Below are 15,640 nucleotides of genomic sequence, written 5' to 3' on the forward strand. Positions count from 1 at the left end.
CACTCTCCTCCTCAAGGAAAGTGAATCAGACAAAACCTCCGGTGGGAATCCCCTATCGATTCAGATCAATCGCAAGGTGCTTTAAATTCTGTTCGCTGGGGTTTCCTCTCTTGCGCATGATTTCCGAGGATTAACGCGCACGACACCTCCCAGATGCGATCGCGCGCGAGCGATTCTCGTAATGTAGGCCACGGTTGGTAAGAGACCGCAGCGAATGAGCGACAGTTGATCCGCCTCGACGCCGTCTACGAGTCGTACAACGCCGCCCCCGACATCAGCACGATGACCTTGGCGCCTCTGTCGACGCGGTCGTAAAGGTGCTTGATGTCCTCGTTGTTGAGGCGGATGCAGCCGGACGAGACGTTGAGGCCGATCGACCAGGGCTCGTTGGTGCCGTGGATGCGGTAGAGCGTGTCCTTGCCGCCGGAATGCAGGTACATCGCCCGCGCGCCGAGTGGGTTCTTGGACCCGCCGGGCATGCCGCTGGCATATTTCACCAGCTTCGGGTCGCGCTCGATCATGTCGGCCGGAGGCGTCCAGGTCGGCCATTCGGCCTTGCGACCGACGGTGACGACGCCGGACCAGCCAAAACCCTCGCGGCCGACGCCGACGCCGTAGCGGATCGCCTTGAAGCCCGGCTGGACCAGATAGAGAAAATGCTGGTCGGCATCGATGATGATCGTGCCCGGTCGCTCCGCCGTCTCGAAGTCGACGACCGTGCGACGGAACCGCTTCGGCGTGCCGCCCTGCGCCGTCGCCGCCTCCTGGACGCGCTTCGGATTGTAGACGATCCATTTCTTCGACACCGGATCCCAGTAGCGCGACGCCTCGGCAACGGCCACGGCCGACACGCCGGCAATGCCGAGGATCGCGACCGCAAGGAACGCGGCCCTCTTCAGCCGGGAGAGGAGGGCGAAGCGAGTGATGTGCGTTTTCCCGGTCATTGCAGCCACCCCTCGATGCGCTCCGCGTTTTCCCTGACCCATTCGCCCGCGAACTCCGCCGGATCCGTGCGCTCCACGACGAGGGCGTAGGTCATCGCCGAAATCGTGTCGGTGTCGAGTTCCACATTGGAAAGCAGCTTGGCGATGTCCGGATGGGTCTCCTCCAGCGCCTTCTGGTAGTGGATGTGCAGGAACGAGACGTCCCAGGCGACCGGGGCCGACGAATTCTTCAGCCAGTCCGGATCGTCCGAGGGCGAATGCACGATCCACTTGGTCGGGTCGTGCGCCGGCTCGTCGAGAAGCTTAACGTCGTGAAGCTGGAACAGGTGGTGCGGGGCGTAGCAGTAAAAGACCAGCGGCTTGCCGGTCGCGACCGCTACGTCGATCATCGCCATCGCCACCGTCTCCTCGCCCTCAAGCAGCGTCATCGTCGTGTCGTAGCCGTAGCTTTTGGCGCGGATCTTCTCGATGCGCGTCGAGGCCCAGTCCTTGTCGCCGATCCAGACCTCGCCCTTGCCGTTACTGTCGGTGTCGAAGATCTTGACCTTTTCCGGATCGGAAAGGTCGGCGATCGAGGCGATATGGTATTTCTCCGAAGTCGCCGCCGTCGTGCACATCCCTTGCGTCGCCGGCACGCCGTGCGGGTTCATCGCCACCGTCTTCTTGCCGTTGACGTAGGCCAGCACCAGGTCGCGGTGGTTCGGCAGCCAGACCTCCGGATGCACCTGCACCGAGCCGCTGTCCATGCCGGCAAAAATCTCCTCGTTGGTGCCAGCCTTGTAGGCGACCGAGACGCCGAACTTCTGGTGGATGATCTCGCCGAGGACATGCGCGGTCGCCTCGGCGGAGGACCAGCTCGGCACCCCGATGACGATATCGGCGGCACGGGCCGGACCATGGGTCGCCAGTGTGCCAAACATCACCGCAAGTGCTGCAAGAAAAACGCGTGCCGTTGCCATGAGAGCCGCCAACTCCGTCCAGAACCGAAATGCACCGGACCCGAACGACCGCCGGGCCAAAGGTCACACGCTACAAACTACCGGGCGTGGTCCGGAGTTTCTACAAGTTTTCACTTCGGGGCCGGATTCGACTTGTTGCCGCGCGCACATCGCTCCCTGGACATTTGGAATGGTTCCGCGTGAGCGCCCGCCGGTGGCGCCTGTGCGAGCAGACAGCGCCATGGCGGCATTGTCGCGGAAAGCGGTCGACATCAACGCCTCGAAATGAGAACATAAAGGGAACAATCAGAAAGGCGCCAGGCAAGAATGGCGAACGGTCAGCTTTCCCTCGATCTGGGCATGCAGGAGCGGCCAGACCTCCTCTATTTCGCCCTGCGCCCGGACGCCGGCGCCGCATCGGCAATGCTCGACGTCGCGCAGCGTTGCAAGGAGCGCCACGGCCTTTCGGAACGCCCGTTCGGCGCCGACCGGCTGCATGTTTCGCTCGTGCCGGCGATCTCCCGGCATGGCGTCCGCAGGGACGATGCCGCGGCGGCGCTCCGCGCTGGCTCCGGCGTCAGGGCGGCGCCATTTCCGGTGGTCTTCGATCGCCTGTGCACCTTCGGTGGCGCGCAGAAGCGTCCCGTGGTGCTCTGCAGCCGCGGCCGGATCGCGGCGCTGGAGGATCTGCGGCAGGCGCTACGGGGCGAACTCGTGAAGGCTGGGCTCTGGCAGGGTCCGGCGCGGTTCCGGCCGCACGCCACCTTGTTGTGGGGCAGGCGGCCGGTGCCGGAAACCCGCCTCGACGAGGCGATCGGCTGGACCTGCGACGGCTTCGTGCTGGTGAAAAGCCTGGTGGGCCAACGTCGCCACGTCGACCTCGGGCGGTGGCCGCTCGAGGCGGCGGGTGGGTGAGGGCGTCTCGGTCCGATCGTTCGCGCAGCCAGGCGGCTTTACAGCCGGCATTTGCAAGGTCAGGATCGTTTGCCGCGCAACACCGATTATTGTGAGCCTGGAACCGTTGAGCACAAAATCCGGACCGCCCAGAACCGACAACGCCGTCCACGGCACCACGCTCTATGGCGGCAGCCATGAGCCGGCCTATTGCGGCGCGCTCTCCTTCATGCGCCGGCGCTACAGCCGCCATCTCGATGGCGTCGACGTGGCGGTCTGGGGCATCCCGTTCGATGCCGCCGTCTCCGACCGGCCGGGCGCCCGCTTCGGGCCGCAGGGCATCCGCAAGGCGTCCGCCACCTTCTGCGGCGATCCGAACTACCCCTTCGCCTTCGACATCTTCGAGACGCTCGCCGTCGTCGACTATGGCGACTGCGCCTTCGACTACGCCCGCCACCAGGAAATCCCCGGCCATATCCGCCGCCAGGCCGGCACCATCCTCGATGCCGGCTGCCACCTCTTTTCGATGGGCGGCGACCATTACGTCACCTGGCCGCTGCTGCAGGCCCATGCCGAGCGCCATGGCCCGCTCGCCATCGTCCAGTTCGACGCGCACCAGGACACCTGGGACGACGACGGCGACCGCATCGACCACGGCACCATGATCGCGCGGGCGGTGAAGGAGGGGATCATCGACCCGGCCGGCTCGATCCAGATCGGCATCCGCAGCCACGCGCCGGACGATTTCGGCATCGAGATCGTCTATGGCGACGAGATCGAGACCCTCGGCGTCAAGGGCATCATCGACGCCATCGTCACCCGCGTCGGCGATCGCCGTGCCTATATGACCTTCGACATCGACTGCCTCGATCCGGCCTTTGCGCCGGGAACCGGCACGCCCGTCGCCGGCGGGCTGTCGAGCCGCGAGGCGCTGTCGGTGCTGCGCGGCCTCGGCGCAGTGGAGTTCGTCGGCGGCGACGTGGTGGAGGTCGCTCCCGCCTACGACCATGCCGACGTCACCTCGCTTGCGGCCGCTTCCATCGCCCAGACCTATCTCGGCCTCCTTGCCGAGCGACGCCGCAACGGAAGCTGATACCGGTTCCCCACCGAGGATTTTTGCTGTCGGGGCACTGGCGGCATGGGCGCGGCTGGCGTAAAAGGCGCCGCGAGAAAGACATTTCCCGACAGTCAGATGGAGACGGCAATGGGCGAGAGTATCCGCATCGGCGTTTTGGGCGCGTCCGGTTATACGGGCGCCGACATGGTCCGCCTTGCCGCCCGCCATCCGCGGATCGAGATCGCCGCGCTGACCGCCAACACCCATGCCGGCAAGCAGATGGCCGAGGTGTTCCCGCATCTTGGCGTCCTCGACCTGCCGACCTTGCAGAACTGGGAGGAGGTCGACTGGGGCACGGTCGACGCCATCGTCTGCGGCCTGCCGCACGGCACCACCCAGGACATCACCAAGCAGATCCTGGCGGCCCATCCGCGCACCCGCATCATCGACATGTCGGCCGATTTCCGGCTGCGCAACACCTCCGTCTACGCCTCGGCCTACGGCCAGGACCACCGCGCCCCGGAGATCCAGCCCGAAGCCGTCTACGGCCTTTCGGAGCACTACCGCGCCGAGATCGCCGGCGCCCGGCTCGTCGCTTGTCCCGGCTGCTATCCGACGGCCGTGTTGACCGCGCTGCTGCCGATCGTTGCCGCCGGCATCGTCGATGCCACGGACCTCATCATCGATGCCAAGTCCGGCGTCTCCGGCGCCGGCCGCGGGCTGAAGCAGAACACGCTCTTCTGTGAGGCGGGCGAGGGGCTGTCGCCCTATTCCATCGGCACCCACCGGCACGCGCCGGAGATCGAGCAGGAGATCACGCGGGCGGCCGGCGAGGCGGTGACGGTCAATTTCACGCCGCATCTGGTGCCGATGAGCCGCGGCGAACTGGTCACCTGCTACGTGAAGCTGACCAATGGTGCGTCGCCGGCCGACGTGCGCGAGGCACTGCGGCGGCGCTATGCGGAAGAGCCCTTCGTCCATGTCCTGCCGGAGGGCGGCGTCCCCGCGACCCAGGCCGTGCGCGGCTCCAACCACGTCATGGTCGGCGTCTTTCCCGACCGCATTCCGGGTCGCGCCATCGTCATCGGCGCGCTGGACAATCTGGTGAAGGGCTCCGCCGGCCAGGCGCTGCAGAACCTGAACCTTGCCTTCGGCATCGAAGAGACCGAAGGCCTGATGCAGCTCGCTCTGTTCCCGTAGGCGCGTCCGGCTCCGTTCCGTCAGCCCTTGGCGGCGATGGCGGAGACTGGCGGGCGCGGGGCACGGGGAAGGGCGGGGTTTACCCCTCCCGCCGCTTCCGCCGCGGCCACTTGCGGGCGGCCTCGTTGTCGTTGACGGGGATGCGTTCCCAGGAGCGGTAGATCGGGTCCATGTCCTTCATGTCCTGGTAGAGCCAGACCATGCGGTCGAGGAACCAGAATTTGCCGAAGAGCACGATGACGATGCCGACGAGCGTTGGCCAGAAGGCGGCAAGGAACGTGCCCCAGAGCGCGATCACCGCGCCGGTCGCGGCGATGCCGGCAAGCAGATGCGCGACGACGGCATGGTGGCGCGGGATCGGGATGCGGTGGCGGTTGAGCCAGACCCGCTCGCCGAAGGTCGCCCGCGCGTGCCAGGTGTCGGTGCGCTTGGGCGCGGGGAAGATGCGCGGATTGAGATAGATCCAGACGACGACGAGGCCGACGAGGCAAAGCGCGCCGCCGATGCCGATCCAGCGATGGCTCCATACGGCGAGCACCAGGAGCGGCAGGCTCGCCGCCCGGGTCCACACGCTCCAGCCGCTGGCGTGCCGGCGCCAGACGCCGTCATCCATCCGGAACAGCCGGCTCAGCCACTCATCGTAGCGCAATCGATCCTTGTTGCCTTTCTTCATCGCCGAAATCTGCCTGAAAGAGCCTTGTCGCCCGTCCGCCCGCCTGCATGGTTTTCCGGCGTTTTGCCGCAATCGTCAACAATCGCGATGACGGCGCCCGCTCTCAGTCCCGAATCTTGACGTAGCTGCCGGGCGCGTCCTCGATCGGCTTCAGCTTGCCGCCGCCCGGTTTTCGCGCCTTGACCTTTTCCTCGGCAAGGCCGGAGGCCCATTGCTGCCAGTACGGCCACCAGGAGCCGGGCGTCTCCTTGGCCTTGGAGACCCAGGCCTCGAAGCTGCCTTTCGGCTTGCCGCCGGTCCAGTACTGGTACTTGTTGCGCGCCGGCGGGTTGACGACGCCGGCGATATGGCCCGACCCGGCCATGACGTATTCCACAGGCCCGCCGAACGAGGAGCAGCCGAGGAACACCGATTTCGCCGGCGCGATGTGGTCCTCGCGGGCGGCGAGGTTGAAGATCGGCACCTTCGACTTGGAAAGGTCGAGGGTGACGCCGCCGACCACCATCCGCTTCTGGCTGAGATTGTTCTCCAGATAGCAGTTGCGCAGGTAGAAGGAGTGGTTCGCCGCCGGCATCCGCGTCGCGTCGGAGTTCCAGTACAAAAGGTCGAAGGGAAACGGCTCGCGTCCCTTCAGGTAGTTGTTGACCACATAGGGCCAGATCAGGTCGTTGGAGCGCAGGAGGTTGAAGGCGTTGGCCATACGCCGGCCTTCCAGATAGCCGCGCTCGGCCATCCGCCGCTCCACCGTCTCGATCTGCTCCTTGTCGACGAAGACCTTCAGGTCGCCGGCATGGGTGAAGTCGATCTGGGTGGTGAAGAAGGTGGCGCTGGCGATCCGCTTGTCCTTCTTGGCGGCCAGATAGGCAAGGGTGACGGCGAGCAGCGTGCCGCCGACGCAATAGCCGACGGCGTTGACCTCGCTCTCGCCGGTCGCCTTTTCCACCACCTTTAGGGCTTCCAGAACGCCCTCCATCATGTAGTGCTCGAAGCTCTTGCGGGCGAGGCGCTGGTCCGGATTGACCCAGGAGATGACGAACACGGTGTGGCCTTCGCCGACGGCCCATCTGATGAAGGATTTGTCCGCGTTGAGGTCGAGGATGTAGAACTTGTTGATCCAGGGCGGCACGATGAGGAGTGGCCGCTTCAGCACCTCGTCGGTGGTCGGCGTGTATTGCAGCACCTGGCAGATGTCGTTCTGGAAGATCACCTTGCCGGGCGTCGTCGCCAGGTTTTCCCCGACCTTGAACTTGGTCGGGTCGGACTGGCGCAAGCGCAGGTCGCCGCCGCCGGCCTTGATGTCCTCGGCCAGCATGTGCATGCCGCGCACCAGGTTCTCGCCGTTGGAATCCAGCGTCTCGCGCAGCAGCTCCGGATTGGTCAGGATGAAGTTGGTCGGCGACAGCGCGTTGGCGATCTGCTTGACGTAGAAATCGGCCTTGTGCCGCGTGTGCTCATCGAGGTCGGCGGCGTCGGCGACCATCGTCTCGGCCCATTGCGAGGTGATCAGGTAGGCCTGCTTCAGGAAGTCGAAGAACTGGTTCTTCTGCCACTCCGGGTCCTGGAAGCGCTTGTCGCGCGGATCCGGCTCGATCGTCGGCGAGGAGGTCTCGCCGAGCATGCGGCGCATGGAAGCGCCCCACAGCTCCATGAAGCCGCTCCACAGCCGCATCTGCGCCTCGAAGGTGCGCTGGGGATCGGACAGCCAGTATTCGCCGACCCGCGACAGGGTCTTGATGATCTCGGCGATGGTGTCGGCAAGATCGGACTGGATCTCGCCCTTTTCCCGCGGCTCCGAATAGGCGGCCATCGCCTTACCGGCCTCCTCGATGACGCGGGCCAGATTCTGCGCAAAGACTTCCGGATCCTTGACGAGGTAGGGCAGATTGGTTTCGTCGGTGCCGGACTCCATGCCCGTTTCCTTCCCGGTATCGTGGCGCATGCTTCAGGGAACTCCGCTAGATGAATCCGCTGGATGCAACCGTTTTGACTATAATAGGCAGCGATGGACCGCCCAATGCAAGGGCGTGTCGAGTTTTTGCCACGAACGTTGCGCAGTGTTATCGCAGATGACTGTGACAGCCGGTGGGACCGGCGGACCGGCAATACCCGGTTCCAAGAGATTCGCAAGACGTATGACCGACCAATGTGTTGCGCTGCCGCGACGCGGCCTGGCCGCGCTTTTCCTGTTCCTCGGCGCCCTCACGGCGACGGCCGGTGCGGTGCGTGCCGACGACGGCCCGATGCAGCTCCTGCCGGAGGGTTTCCTCTCCGGGGCGCCAGTAGGGTCCGACACCGCACCCGCTCCGACCCCAGGCGAGGTGGCGCCGGCCACGGTCCGGCCGCCCGCTCCTACCGACAGGGCGGAGGGCGCCTCCGTCTTCGATCCGTCCGGCCGACCGGCGCTCCTGAAGGACGACGAAAAGGACCGCACCATTGACGATCTGCGCGCGCTGGCAGCCCGCAATGCCGCCCGCGCCGGCGCCCGTGGACCCGCCTTCGCCAACCGGCTGAAGCGCCTCGGCGAGAGCCACGGCAAGGAGGCGCTGAGCGAAATCGAGGAGAACTGACCCCGTCTTCCCTGCGCGCGGCTGGCGCGACAAATGGAGCCCACCCCCGCCATTTCACGTTGAAAGGCGGCATCAGCTCCGGCACCATGCTCGGATTCAAGGGAAAACAGCCGAATCGGCAGGGCCCGCGCAACGGCCGCCCCGCCACACTGTTCTGAAACCAAGGGCCGTTTCGAGCCGCGCAACCGTTGCCAAGACATCTGCGCCGACGTTCAACGGAGCCTCCGGACGATAAAATGGACGAATTTCACAAGATCCGCCGCCTGCCGCCTTACGTCTTCGAACACGTCAACCGCCTGAAGGCGAGCGCGCGGGCCGCCGGCGCCGACATCATCGACCTCGGCATGGGCAATCCCGACCTGCCGACGCCGGAGCACATCGTGGAGAAGCTGGTGGAGACCGTGCGCAAGCCGCGCACCAACCGATATTCCGCCTCCAAGGGCATTCCGGGTCTGCGCCGCGCCCAGGCCGCCTATTACGACCGCCGCTTCGGCGTCAAGCTCGATCCGGAGACCCAGGTCGTCGCCACCCTCGGCTCCAAGGAAGGCTTCGCCAATATGGCCCAGGCGATCACCGCGCCGGGCGACGTGGTGCTGGTCCCCAATCCGAGCTATCCGATCCACGCCTTCGGCTTCCTGATGGCCGGCGGCGTCATCCGCTCCATCCCGAGCGAGCCGGGCCCCGATTTCTTCCACGCGCTGGAGCGGGCGATCCACCATTCGACGCCCAAGCCCATCGCCGTGATCCTGTGCTATCCGTCGAACCCGACGGCCTGCGTCGCCGACATCGAGTTTTATCGCGACGTCGTCGCCTTCGCCCGCCAGCACGAGATCTTCGTCCTGTCCGATCTCGCCTATTCGGAGATCTATTTCACCGACACGCCGCCGCCCTCGCTGTTGCAGGTGCCGGGCGCCATGGACATCGCCGTGGAGTTCACCTCCATGTCGAAGACCTATTCCATGCCCGGCTGGCGCATGGGCTTTGCCGTCGGTAACGAGCGGCTGATCTCCGCGCTCGCACGGGTGAAATCCTATCTCGACTATGGCGCCTTCACGCCGATCCAGGTCGCCGCCGCCGCCGCCCTCAACGGGCCGCAGGACTGCGTCGCGGAGTTCCGCGAGACCTATCGCAAGCGCCGCGACGCCATGGTCGACGCCTTCGCCCGCGCCGGCTGGGAGATCCCGGCGCCTGAGGCCTCCATGTTCGCCTGGGCACCGCTGCCGGAACGCTTCCGCGAGATCGGCTCGCTGGAATTCTCCAAGCTCCTGGTCGAAAAGGCCGACGTGGCGGTGGCGCCGGGAATCGGCTTCGGCGAGCACGGCGAGGGCTATGTCCGCATCGCCATGGTGGAAAACGAGCAGCGAATCCGCCAGGCCGCCCGCAATGTGCGCCGGTTCCTTGAAACGGCGGGGGAAACGTTGCACAACGTGGTCCCGATCAGCGCCCGCGGTTAGCCACGGGCGCGCGCCAGTTTTAGCGGACCACCTTCACCATGCAGGATGTGCTCAGAGCCGGCCTTGCAGGCCTTGGAACGGTCGGTGCCTCGGTCGTTCGGCTGATCGCCCGCCACGAAAACGATCTCGCCGTGCGCTGCGGCCGCCCGATGCGGGTGGCGGCCGTTTCCGCCCGCAGCCGCGACAAGGATCGCGGCATCGACATTTCGTCGATGGCGTGGTTCGACGATCCGGTGGCGCTGGCGACGAGCGACGACATCGACGTCTTCGTGGAGCTGATCGGCGGCGACAGCGGCCCGGCGGAAGACGCGGTGCGCGCCGCGCTGAAGGCCGGCAAACACGTCGTCACCGCCAACAAGGCACTGCTCGCCAAACACGGCGTTGAGCTTGCCCGCCTTGCCGAGGAGAACGGCGCCAGCCTCAATTTCGAGGCAGCGGTCGCCGGCGGCATTCCGATCGTCAAGGTGATGCGGGAGTCGCTTGCCGGCAACGCGATCAACCGCGTCTACGGCATCCTCAACGGCACCTGCAACTACATCCTGACCCAGATGGAGCAGGAGCAGCGCTCCTTTGCGGAATGCCTCGCGGAAGCCCAGCGGCTCGGCTATGCCGAGGCAGATCCGACCTTCGACATCGAGGGCAACGACACCGCCCACAAGCTGGCGATCCTGACCAGCTTGGCCTTCGGCACGGAGATCGACGACGGCTCGATCTATATCGAGGGCATCAGCTCCATCACGCTGGCCGATATCGAGGCCGCCGACGAACTCGGCTATCGCATCAAGCTGCTCGGCGTCGCCCAGCGCACCGAGACCGGCATCGAGCAGCGCGTCCATCCGACCATGGTGCCGAAATCCTCGGCCATCGCCCGCATCGACGGCGTCCTCAACGCGATCGCGGTCGATGCCGATTTCGTCGGCGAGATCGTGCTCGTCGGCCCTGGCGCCGGCGGCGAAGCGACGGCCTCCTCGGTGGTCGGCGACATGGCCGATCTCGGCCGCGGCCTATCGGTGCCCGTGCTCGGCCGTCCGGCCGGCGAGCTGGAGCCCTATCGCCGCGCCCGCATGCGCCTGCACGAGGGCGGTTATTACATCCGCCTGGAGGTCTACGACCGGCCCGGCGCCTTCGCCAGGATCGCCACTCGCATGGCGGAGAAGCAGATCTCGCTGGAGTCCATCGTCCAGCGCCGCGACGAGGCCCCCAATGGTGCGGGCAAGCCGACGCCGGTAATTCTGATAACCTACGAAACCACCGAGGCGGCGATTCGCGAGGCCATGGAGCAGATCGCGGACGAGAACGTGATCGCGGCCGCGCCGCAGGTCATCCGTATTGAGAAAATGGTTTAGTTAGCTCGTACAAAGGGCTGATTGAACTCCATTCTGACCCTTTTGGTGAGAGAATGTCGAAGACGAAGATCAGCGCCACCATCGACCGCATCCTGACCATCGAGCTGGTCCGTGTGACCGAGCGTGCGGCGGTGGCAGCGGCCCGCATGCGCGGCCGCGGCGACGAGCGCGCCGCCGATCTTGCCGCCATCGATGCCATGGAGCGCGAGCTCAACCACCTGCCGATCGATGGCACCATCGTCATCGGCGAGGGCACCGAGGACGCCGTCGACCACCTCTATCTCGGCGAAAAGGTCGGGACTCTGAACGGCCCCGAGGTCGACGTCGCCGCCGTGGCGCTGGAAGGCGCGACGCTGTGCGCCAAGAACCTGCCGAACGCGCTGACGGTCGTTGCCATGGCGACCGGCGGCAGCTTCCTCAACGTGCCCGACGTCTATATGGAAAAGATCGCCGTCGGCCGCGGCTATCCGGACGGCCTCATCGATCTCGATGCGACCCCGGGCGAGAACCTTCTGGCGCTGGCCGCCGCCAAGGGCGTTTCGGTCGAGGAGCTTTCCGTGTGCATTCTCGACCGGCCGCGCCACGCCCGCCTGATCGAGGAAGTGCGCGAAGCGGGCGCCGCCATCCGTCTCATCGGCGACGGCGACGTCTCCGGCGTCTTCCACACCACGAACCCCGAACGGTCCGGCGTCGACATCTATATGGGCACCGGCGGCGCCTCGGAGGGCGTGCTTGCCGCCGCGGCGCTGCGCTGCATCGGCGGCCAGATGCAAGGGCGCCTGGTGCCGCGCAACAAGGAAGAGCGCGACAGGATCAAGGCCGTCGGCCTCAAGGACGTGGAGCGCAAATACGGTATCGAGGACATGGTGCCCGACGATGTCTATTTCGCCGCGACCGGCATCACCGATGGCAATCTGGTCCGGGGCGTCCATTTCCGCGACGACGAGATCCGCACCCACAGCGTCGTGATGCGGTCCTCCACCGGCACGGTGCGCTGGGTCGATGCCTGCCACCAGCGGCTGGAAAAATTCCACCTCGACAGGTGAGCCGGGGGACCGGCGAGCCTGGGGACAGGCGAGGGCGGCCCGCACCGGCCGACATTTGAGACAATCGAAGGGACACCGGCGGTGCTCCAGCCAATGGGCTTCAGCGACGATCCCGAGAGCCGTGCGGTTCTCGGCGTCACGCGCTCCGTCGGCGGGCGCGTCTGGCGCGAGCGGCTCGATGCGCCCGCGGCCCTGGCGGCCGAGACCATCGCCCAGCGCCAGGGGCTTCCCGACATCATCGCCAGGGTGATCGCCGGACGCGGCGTCACACCTGATGCCGCCGAGGGTTTTCTGGAGCCCCGCCTCAAAACCCTGATGTGCGACCCATCCGTCCTCACCGATATGGACGCCGCCGCCGCCCGCATCGCCGATGCGGTGATGGCGGGAGAGAGAATCGCGGTCTTTGCCGACTACGACGTTGACGGCGCCACCTCCTCCGCGCTCCTTGCCCGCTTCCTCCGGTCCCTCGGCACCGACCCTCTCATCCGCATTCCGGACCGCATCGCCGAAGGCTACGGCCCGAACCCGGAGGCGGTTTCCGAGTTCGCCGATGCCGGGGCAAAACTCCTCGTCACCGTCGATTGCGGCACCAGCCCCTGTGCGGCCTTCGAGGAGGCGGCGAAGCGCGGGCTTGATGTGGTCGTCCTCGACCACCACCAGGCCGGCCTCGACCTTCCGGAGGTCGCCGCCCTCGTCAATCCGAACCGCCAGGACGACCTCTCCGGCGAGGGGCACCTCGCCGCCGTCGGCGTCACCTTCCTCGCGGTCGTTGCCATTAACCGCGAACTGCGCCGCCGCGGATTCTATGCCCGCACAGGAACGCCGGAGCCGGACCTCATCTCCTGGCTCGACCTCGTCGCGCTGGGCACCGTCGCCGACGTCGTGCCGCTGAAGGGCCTCAACCGCGCCTTCGTCGTCCAGGGCCTCGACATCCTGCGCCGGCGCGGCAATGTGGGGCTCGCCGCGCTCGCCGACATCGCCCGGCTCTCCGGTCCGCCGTCGCCCTATCACCTCGGCTTCTTGCTCGGCCCGCGCATCAATGCAGGAGGGCGCATCGGCGATGCGGAGATGGGCATGCGACTGCTCACCTCCGACGATGCCGCCGAAGCCGCCGACATCGCCCGACAACTCGATACGCTCAACGCCGAACGCCAGGCGCTTGAAGCCGAAACGCTGACGGCGGCCGACGCCCAGGTCGCGGTCGTAGCCAGCGGCGGCAACCGCCAGGTCATCGTCGCCCATGGCGAGGGCTGGCACGCCGGCGTCGTCGGCCTCGTCGCCTCGCGCCTGAAGGAGCGCTATCGCCGCCCGGCCTTCGCCATCGCCTTTTCCGGCGACACCGGCACCGGCTCCGGCCGCTCTGTCTCCGGCGTCGACCTCGGCGCCGCGGTCCGCAAGGCTGCCGCCGAGGGCATTCTCGTCAAGGGCGGGGGCCACGCCATGGCCGCCGGCCTGACCCTTTCAAAAAACCGGCTGGAAGATTTCGAGGCCTTTTTGGAGGAAGCCTTGGGTGAGGCGGCGATGGCGGCCCGTGCCAATGATGCGCTCTCCATCGACGGCGCGCTGACCGCTGGCGGCGCGACGACTGAACTCTGCGAGATGCTGGAAAAAGCCGGCCCCTTCGGCGCCGGTCACCCGCAGCCGGTCTTCGCCTTTCCCGCCCACCGTGTGACCTATGCCGAGCCCGTCGGCAACGGCCATGTCCGTTGCACCATCGCCGGCTCCGGCGGCGTGTCGCTGAAGGGCATCGCGTTTAGGGCGGCGGAAGAGCCCCTCGGCCAGGCGCTCCTCGGCGCCCGCGGCGGATCATTGCACCTCGCCGGCTCCATCGGCCTCGACCACTGGCGCGGCCAGAAGAAGGTCCAGCTTCGGCTCATCGATGCGGCGGATCCGTTGAAGGGCTAGAGCGGCGATGTCCGTCGCGATTGCCGGGGCACCTCGGCCTCGACGCCCGTCGAAAAAAATCAATGCCAGGCGTCGGGCATCGATTCCTTGCGCTTTGAGATGAACTCCTGCAGCGCGGCGTCGCGGTCGGGGTCGATCTCCGGCGGCACATAGGATTCAAGCATCGCCTTCCAGCGCTCATGCGCGCGCATGTTGGCGTCTTTCTCGCCGCCGTCGTGCCATTGCTCGAAGGATTCAGAATCCGTCAGCGGCGGGTTGATGTAGGCGGTCTCGAAATTGGCCATGGTGTGGGCGCAGCCGAGGAAGTGGCTGCCCGGTCCGACCTCGGCGAAGGCGTCCATGCCGAAGCCGTTGTCGTCGAGATCGATGCCCTTGAGGTAGCGCGCCATCATGCCGAGGCGGTCGGCATCGAGCACGAATTTCTCGTAGCCCATGACCAGCCCGCCCTCCAGCCAGCCGGCGGCGTGGAGGATGAAGTTGGCGCCCGACTGCACCGCCGGCACCAGCGAGTCGACGCTTTCCTGGGCGGCCTGGAAGTCGGCGATCTTGGACGCCGTCAGCGAGCCGCCGCAGCGCAAGGGAACGCCGATGCGGCGGGCGAGCTGGCCGATGGCGAGATAGGACAGCGCCGGCTCCGGCATGCCGAAGGTCGGCGCGCCGGTCTTCAGCGACAGCGAGGAAAAGAAGTTGCCGTAGATCACCGGCGCCCCCGGCCGGATGAGCTGGGTCAGCGCGATGCCGACCCGCGCTTCGGCATGGGCCTGGGCAAGGGCGGCGGCAATCGTCACCGGACCCATGGCGCCGCCGAGGATGAACGGCGTGACGATGCAGCACTGGTTTGCCGCCGCATAGACCCGGAGCGCCGACGACATGACGTTGTCGAAGACGAGCGGCGAATTGATGTTGATGAGGTTGCTGACGACGCAGTTCTGGTCGACGAAGTCGGCACCGAACAGGACCTTGCACATCTCCACGGTGTCGGTCGCCCGTTCCGGCGCCGTGACGGAGCCCATGAACGGCTTGTCCGACCAGCGCATATGGGCATAGACCATATCCAGATGGCGCTTGTTCACCGGGATCTCGACCGGCTCGCAGATCGTCCCGCCCGAATGGTGCAGGTGCGGCGACATATAGGCGAGCTTGACGAAGTTCTCGAAATCCTTCAGCGAGGCGTAGCGCCGCCCGCCCTCAAGGTCGCGCACGAAGGGCGGCCCGTAGGCCGGCACGAAGACGGTGTGATCGCCGCCGATCTGGACCGAGCGCGCCGGGTTGCGGGCGTGCTGGGTGAACACCGGCTTGACGTTGTTCGCGATGATCTCGTCGAGCATGCCCTTCGGGAACCGCACCCGCTCGCCGTCGATCTCCGCCGCCGTTCCCTGCCAGATGGCGAGCGCTTCCGGATCGCCGCGGAATTCGATGCCGATTTCGGCAAGGATGCGGTCGGAATGGTGGACGATCTTGTCGAGCTCTTCCTCGCGCAAAAGGTCGACATAGCCGATCCTGCGGGTGAGGTAGGCCGGCGCCACTGAGCGCGACGCGTCGCGCTGGGCCCGCTTTGCAGTGCGCCCGCCCCGTCCGCGCCGCGAGGCGCCTTCCGTCTCTGATGCCATCGCCTT

At 66.5% G+C, this 15,640-nt stretch carries 13 protein-coding genes; 8 read left to right on the top strand and 5 right to left on the bottom strand.

Annotation, left to right across the window (positions count from 1 at the left end):
• Positions 1-245: 245 nt before the first annotated feature.
• On the bottom strand, positions 246-944 hold the full coding sequence (locus tag CH339_RS13295; RefSeq protein WP_111434847.1) for a L,D-transpeptidase: 699 nt from the start codon (positions 942-944) through the stop codon (positions 246-248).
• Complete coding sequence (locus CH339_RS13300) at positions 941-1,903, bottom strand: ABC transporter substrate-binding protein (protein ID WP_201240884.1); 963 nt, start codon at positions 1,901-1,903, stop codon at positions 941-943. The genes CH339_RS13295 and CH339_RS13300 overlap by 4 nt, the downstream gene beginning before the upstream one ends.
• A gap of 306 nt (positions 1,904-2,209) precedes the next feature.
• Here CH339_RS13300 and CH339_RS13305 point away from each other — a divergent pair, with 306 nt between their 5' ends.
• From CH339_RS13305 to argC, 3 genes are all read left to right on the top strand, one after another.
• Positions 2,210-2,797: a 2'-5' RNA ligase family protein gene (locus tag CH339_RS13305; RefSeq protein ID WP_111434848.1), complete on the top strand. Its 588-nt coding sequence runs from the start codon at positions 2,210-2,212 to the stop codon at positions 2,795-2,797.
• 106 nt (positions 2,798-2,903) lie between these two features.
• Positions 2,904-3,869, top strand: a complete 966-nt coding sequence (gene speB, locus CH339_RS13310) for an agmatinase (RefSeq protein ID WP_111434849.1) — start codon at positions 2,904-2,906, stop codon at positions 3,867-3,869.
• Positions 3,870-3,980: 111 nt separating this feature from the next.
• Positions 3,981-5,033, top strand: coding sequence for an N-acetyl-gamma-glutamyl-phosphate reductase (argC, locus tag CH339_RS13315; RefSeq protein ID WP_111434850.1), 1,053 nt, complete (start codon positions 3,981-3,983; stop codon positions 5,031-5,033).
• A gap of 79 nt (positions 5,034-5,112) precedes the next feature.
• Here argC and CH339_RS13320 read toward each other — a convergent pair whose 3' ends face one another.
• The gene (locus tag CH339_RS13320) at positions 5,113-5,706 is read right to left on the bottom strand and encodes a DUF6653 family protein (protein WP_201240883.1); all 594 of its coding nucleotides are present in this window, start codon (positions 5,704-5,706) and stop codon (positions 5,113-5,115) included.
• Positions 5,707-5,809: 103 nt separating this feature from the next.
• Positions 5,810-7,615: a class I poly(R)-hydroxyalkanoic acid synthase gene (phaC, locus tag CH339_RS13325; protein ID WP_111434906.1), complete on the bottom strand. Its 1,806-nt coding sequence runs from the start codon at positions 7,613-7,615 to the stop codon at positions 5,810-5,812.
• Positions 7,616-7,838: 223 nt separating this feature from the next.
• On the opposite strand from phaC, the gene CH339_RS13330 reads away from it, so the two are divergent.
• The 5 genes from CH339_RS13330 (at position 7,839) to recJ (ending at position 14,024) form a co-directional block, all read left to right on the top strand.
• Complete coding sequence (locus CH339_RS13330) at positions 7,839-8,273, top strand: hypothetical protein (RefSeq protein WP_111434851.1); 435 nt, start codon at positions 7,839-7,841, stop codon at positions 8,271-8,273.
• Between the two features lie 236 nt (positions 8,274-8,509).
• Complete coding sequence (locus tag CH339_RS13335; protein WP_111434852.1) at positions 8,510-9,727, top strand: LL-diaminopimelate aminotransferase; 1,218 nt, start codon at positions 8,510-8,512, stop codon at positions 9,725-9,727.
• Positions 9,728-9,765: 38 nt separating this feature from the next.
• Positions 9,766-11,073, top strand: a complete 1,308-nt coding sequence (locus tag CH339_RS13340; protein WP_111434853.1) for a homoserine dehydrogenase — start codon at positions 9,766-9,768, stop codon at positions 11,071-11,073.
• 53 nt (positions 11,074-11,126) lie between these two features.
• The gene (gene glpX, locus CH339_RS13345) at positions 11,127-12,119 is read left to right on the top strand and encodes a class II fructose-bisphosphatase (protein WP_111434854.1); all 993 of its coding nucleotides are present in this window, start codon (positions 11,127-11,129) and stop codon (positions 12,117-12,119) included.
• An 81-nt stretch (positions 12,120-12,200) separates the two neighbouring features.
• A complete protein-coding gene (gene recJ, locus CH339_RS13350) occupies positions 12,201-14,024 on the top strand; it encodes a single-stranded-DNA-specific exonuclease RecJ (RefSeq protein ID WP_306461178.1) in 1,824 nt (607 codons plus the stop codon).
• Between the two features lie 59 nt (positions 14,025-14,083).
• Here the strand turns inward: recJ and CH339_RS13355 are convergent, their stop codons facing one another.
• Entirely contained in the window at positions 14,084-15,634 is a 1,551-nt protein-coding gene (locus CH339_RS13355) for a trimethylamine methyltransferase family protein (protein WP_111434856.1), read from the bottom strand.
• Positions 15,635-15,640 lie beyond the last annotated feature (6 nt).

This window comes from Rhodobium orientis (assembly GCF_003258835.1).
Taxonomy (GTDB): Bacteria; Pseudomonadota; Alphaproteobacteria; order Rhizobiales; family Rhodobiaceae; genus Rhodobium; species Rhodobium orientis.

Coding starts and splice junctions, on each gene's coding strand:
- CH339_RS13295 (WP_111434847.1), bottom strand. CDS start 944: ATGACCGGGAAAACGCACATCACTCGCTTCGCCCTCCTCTCCCGGCTG.
- CH339_RS13355 (WP_111434856.1), bottom strand. CDS start 15,634: ATGGCATCAGAGACGGAAGGCGCCTCGCGGCGCGGACGGGGCGGGCGC.
- CH339_RS13330 (WP_111434851.1), top strand. CDS start 7,839: ATGACCGACCAATGTGTTGCGCTGCCGCGACGCGGCCTGGCCGCGCTT.
- phaC (WP_111434906.1), bottom strand. CDS start 7,615: ATGGAGTCCGGCACCGACGAAACCAATCTGCCCTACCTCGTCAAGGAT.
- CH339_RS13320 (WP_201240883.1), bottom strand. CDS start 5,706: ATGAAGAAAGGCAACAAGGATCGATTGCGCTACGATGAGTGGCTGAGC.
- argC (WP_111434850.1), top strand. CDS start 3,981: ATGGGCGAGAGTATCCGCATCGGCGTTTTGGGCGCGTCCGGTTATACG.
- CH339_RS13300 (WP_201240884.1), bottom strand. CDS start 1,903: ATGGCAACGGCACGCGTTTTTCTTGCAGCACTTGCGGTGATGTTTGGC.
- glpX (WP_111434854.1), top strand. CDS start 11,127: ATGTCGAAGACGAAGATCAGCGCCACCATCGACCGCATCCTGACCATC.
- CH339_RS13340 (WP_111434853.1), top strand. CDS start 9,766: ATGCAGGATGTGCTCAGAGCCGGCCTTGCAGGCCTTGGAACGGTCGGT.
- CH339_RS13305 (WP_111434848.1), top strand. CDS start 2,210: ATGGCGAACGGTCAGCTTTCCCTCGATCTGGGCATGCAGGAGCGGCCA.
- CH339_RS13335 (WP_111434852.1), top strand. CDS start 8,510: ATGGACGAATTTCACAAGATCCGCCGCCTGCCGCCTTACGTCTTCGAA.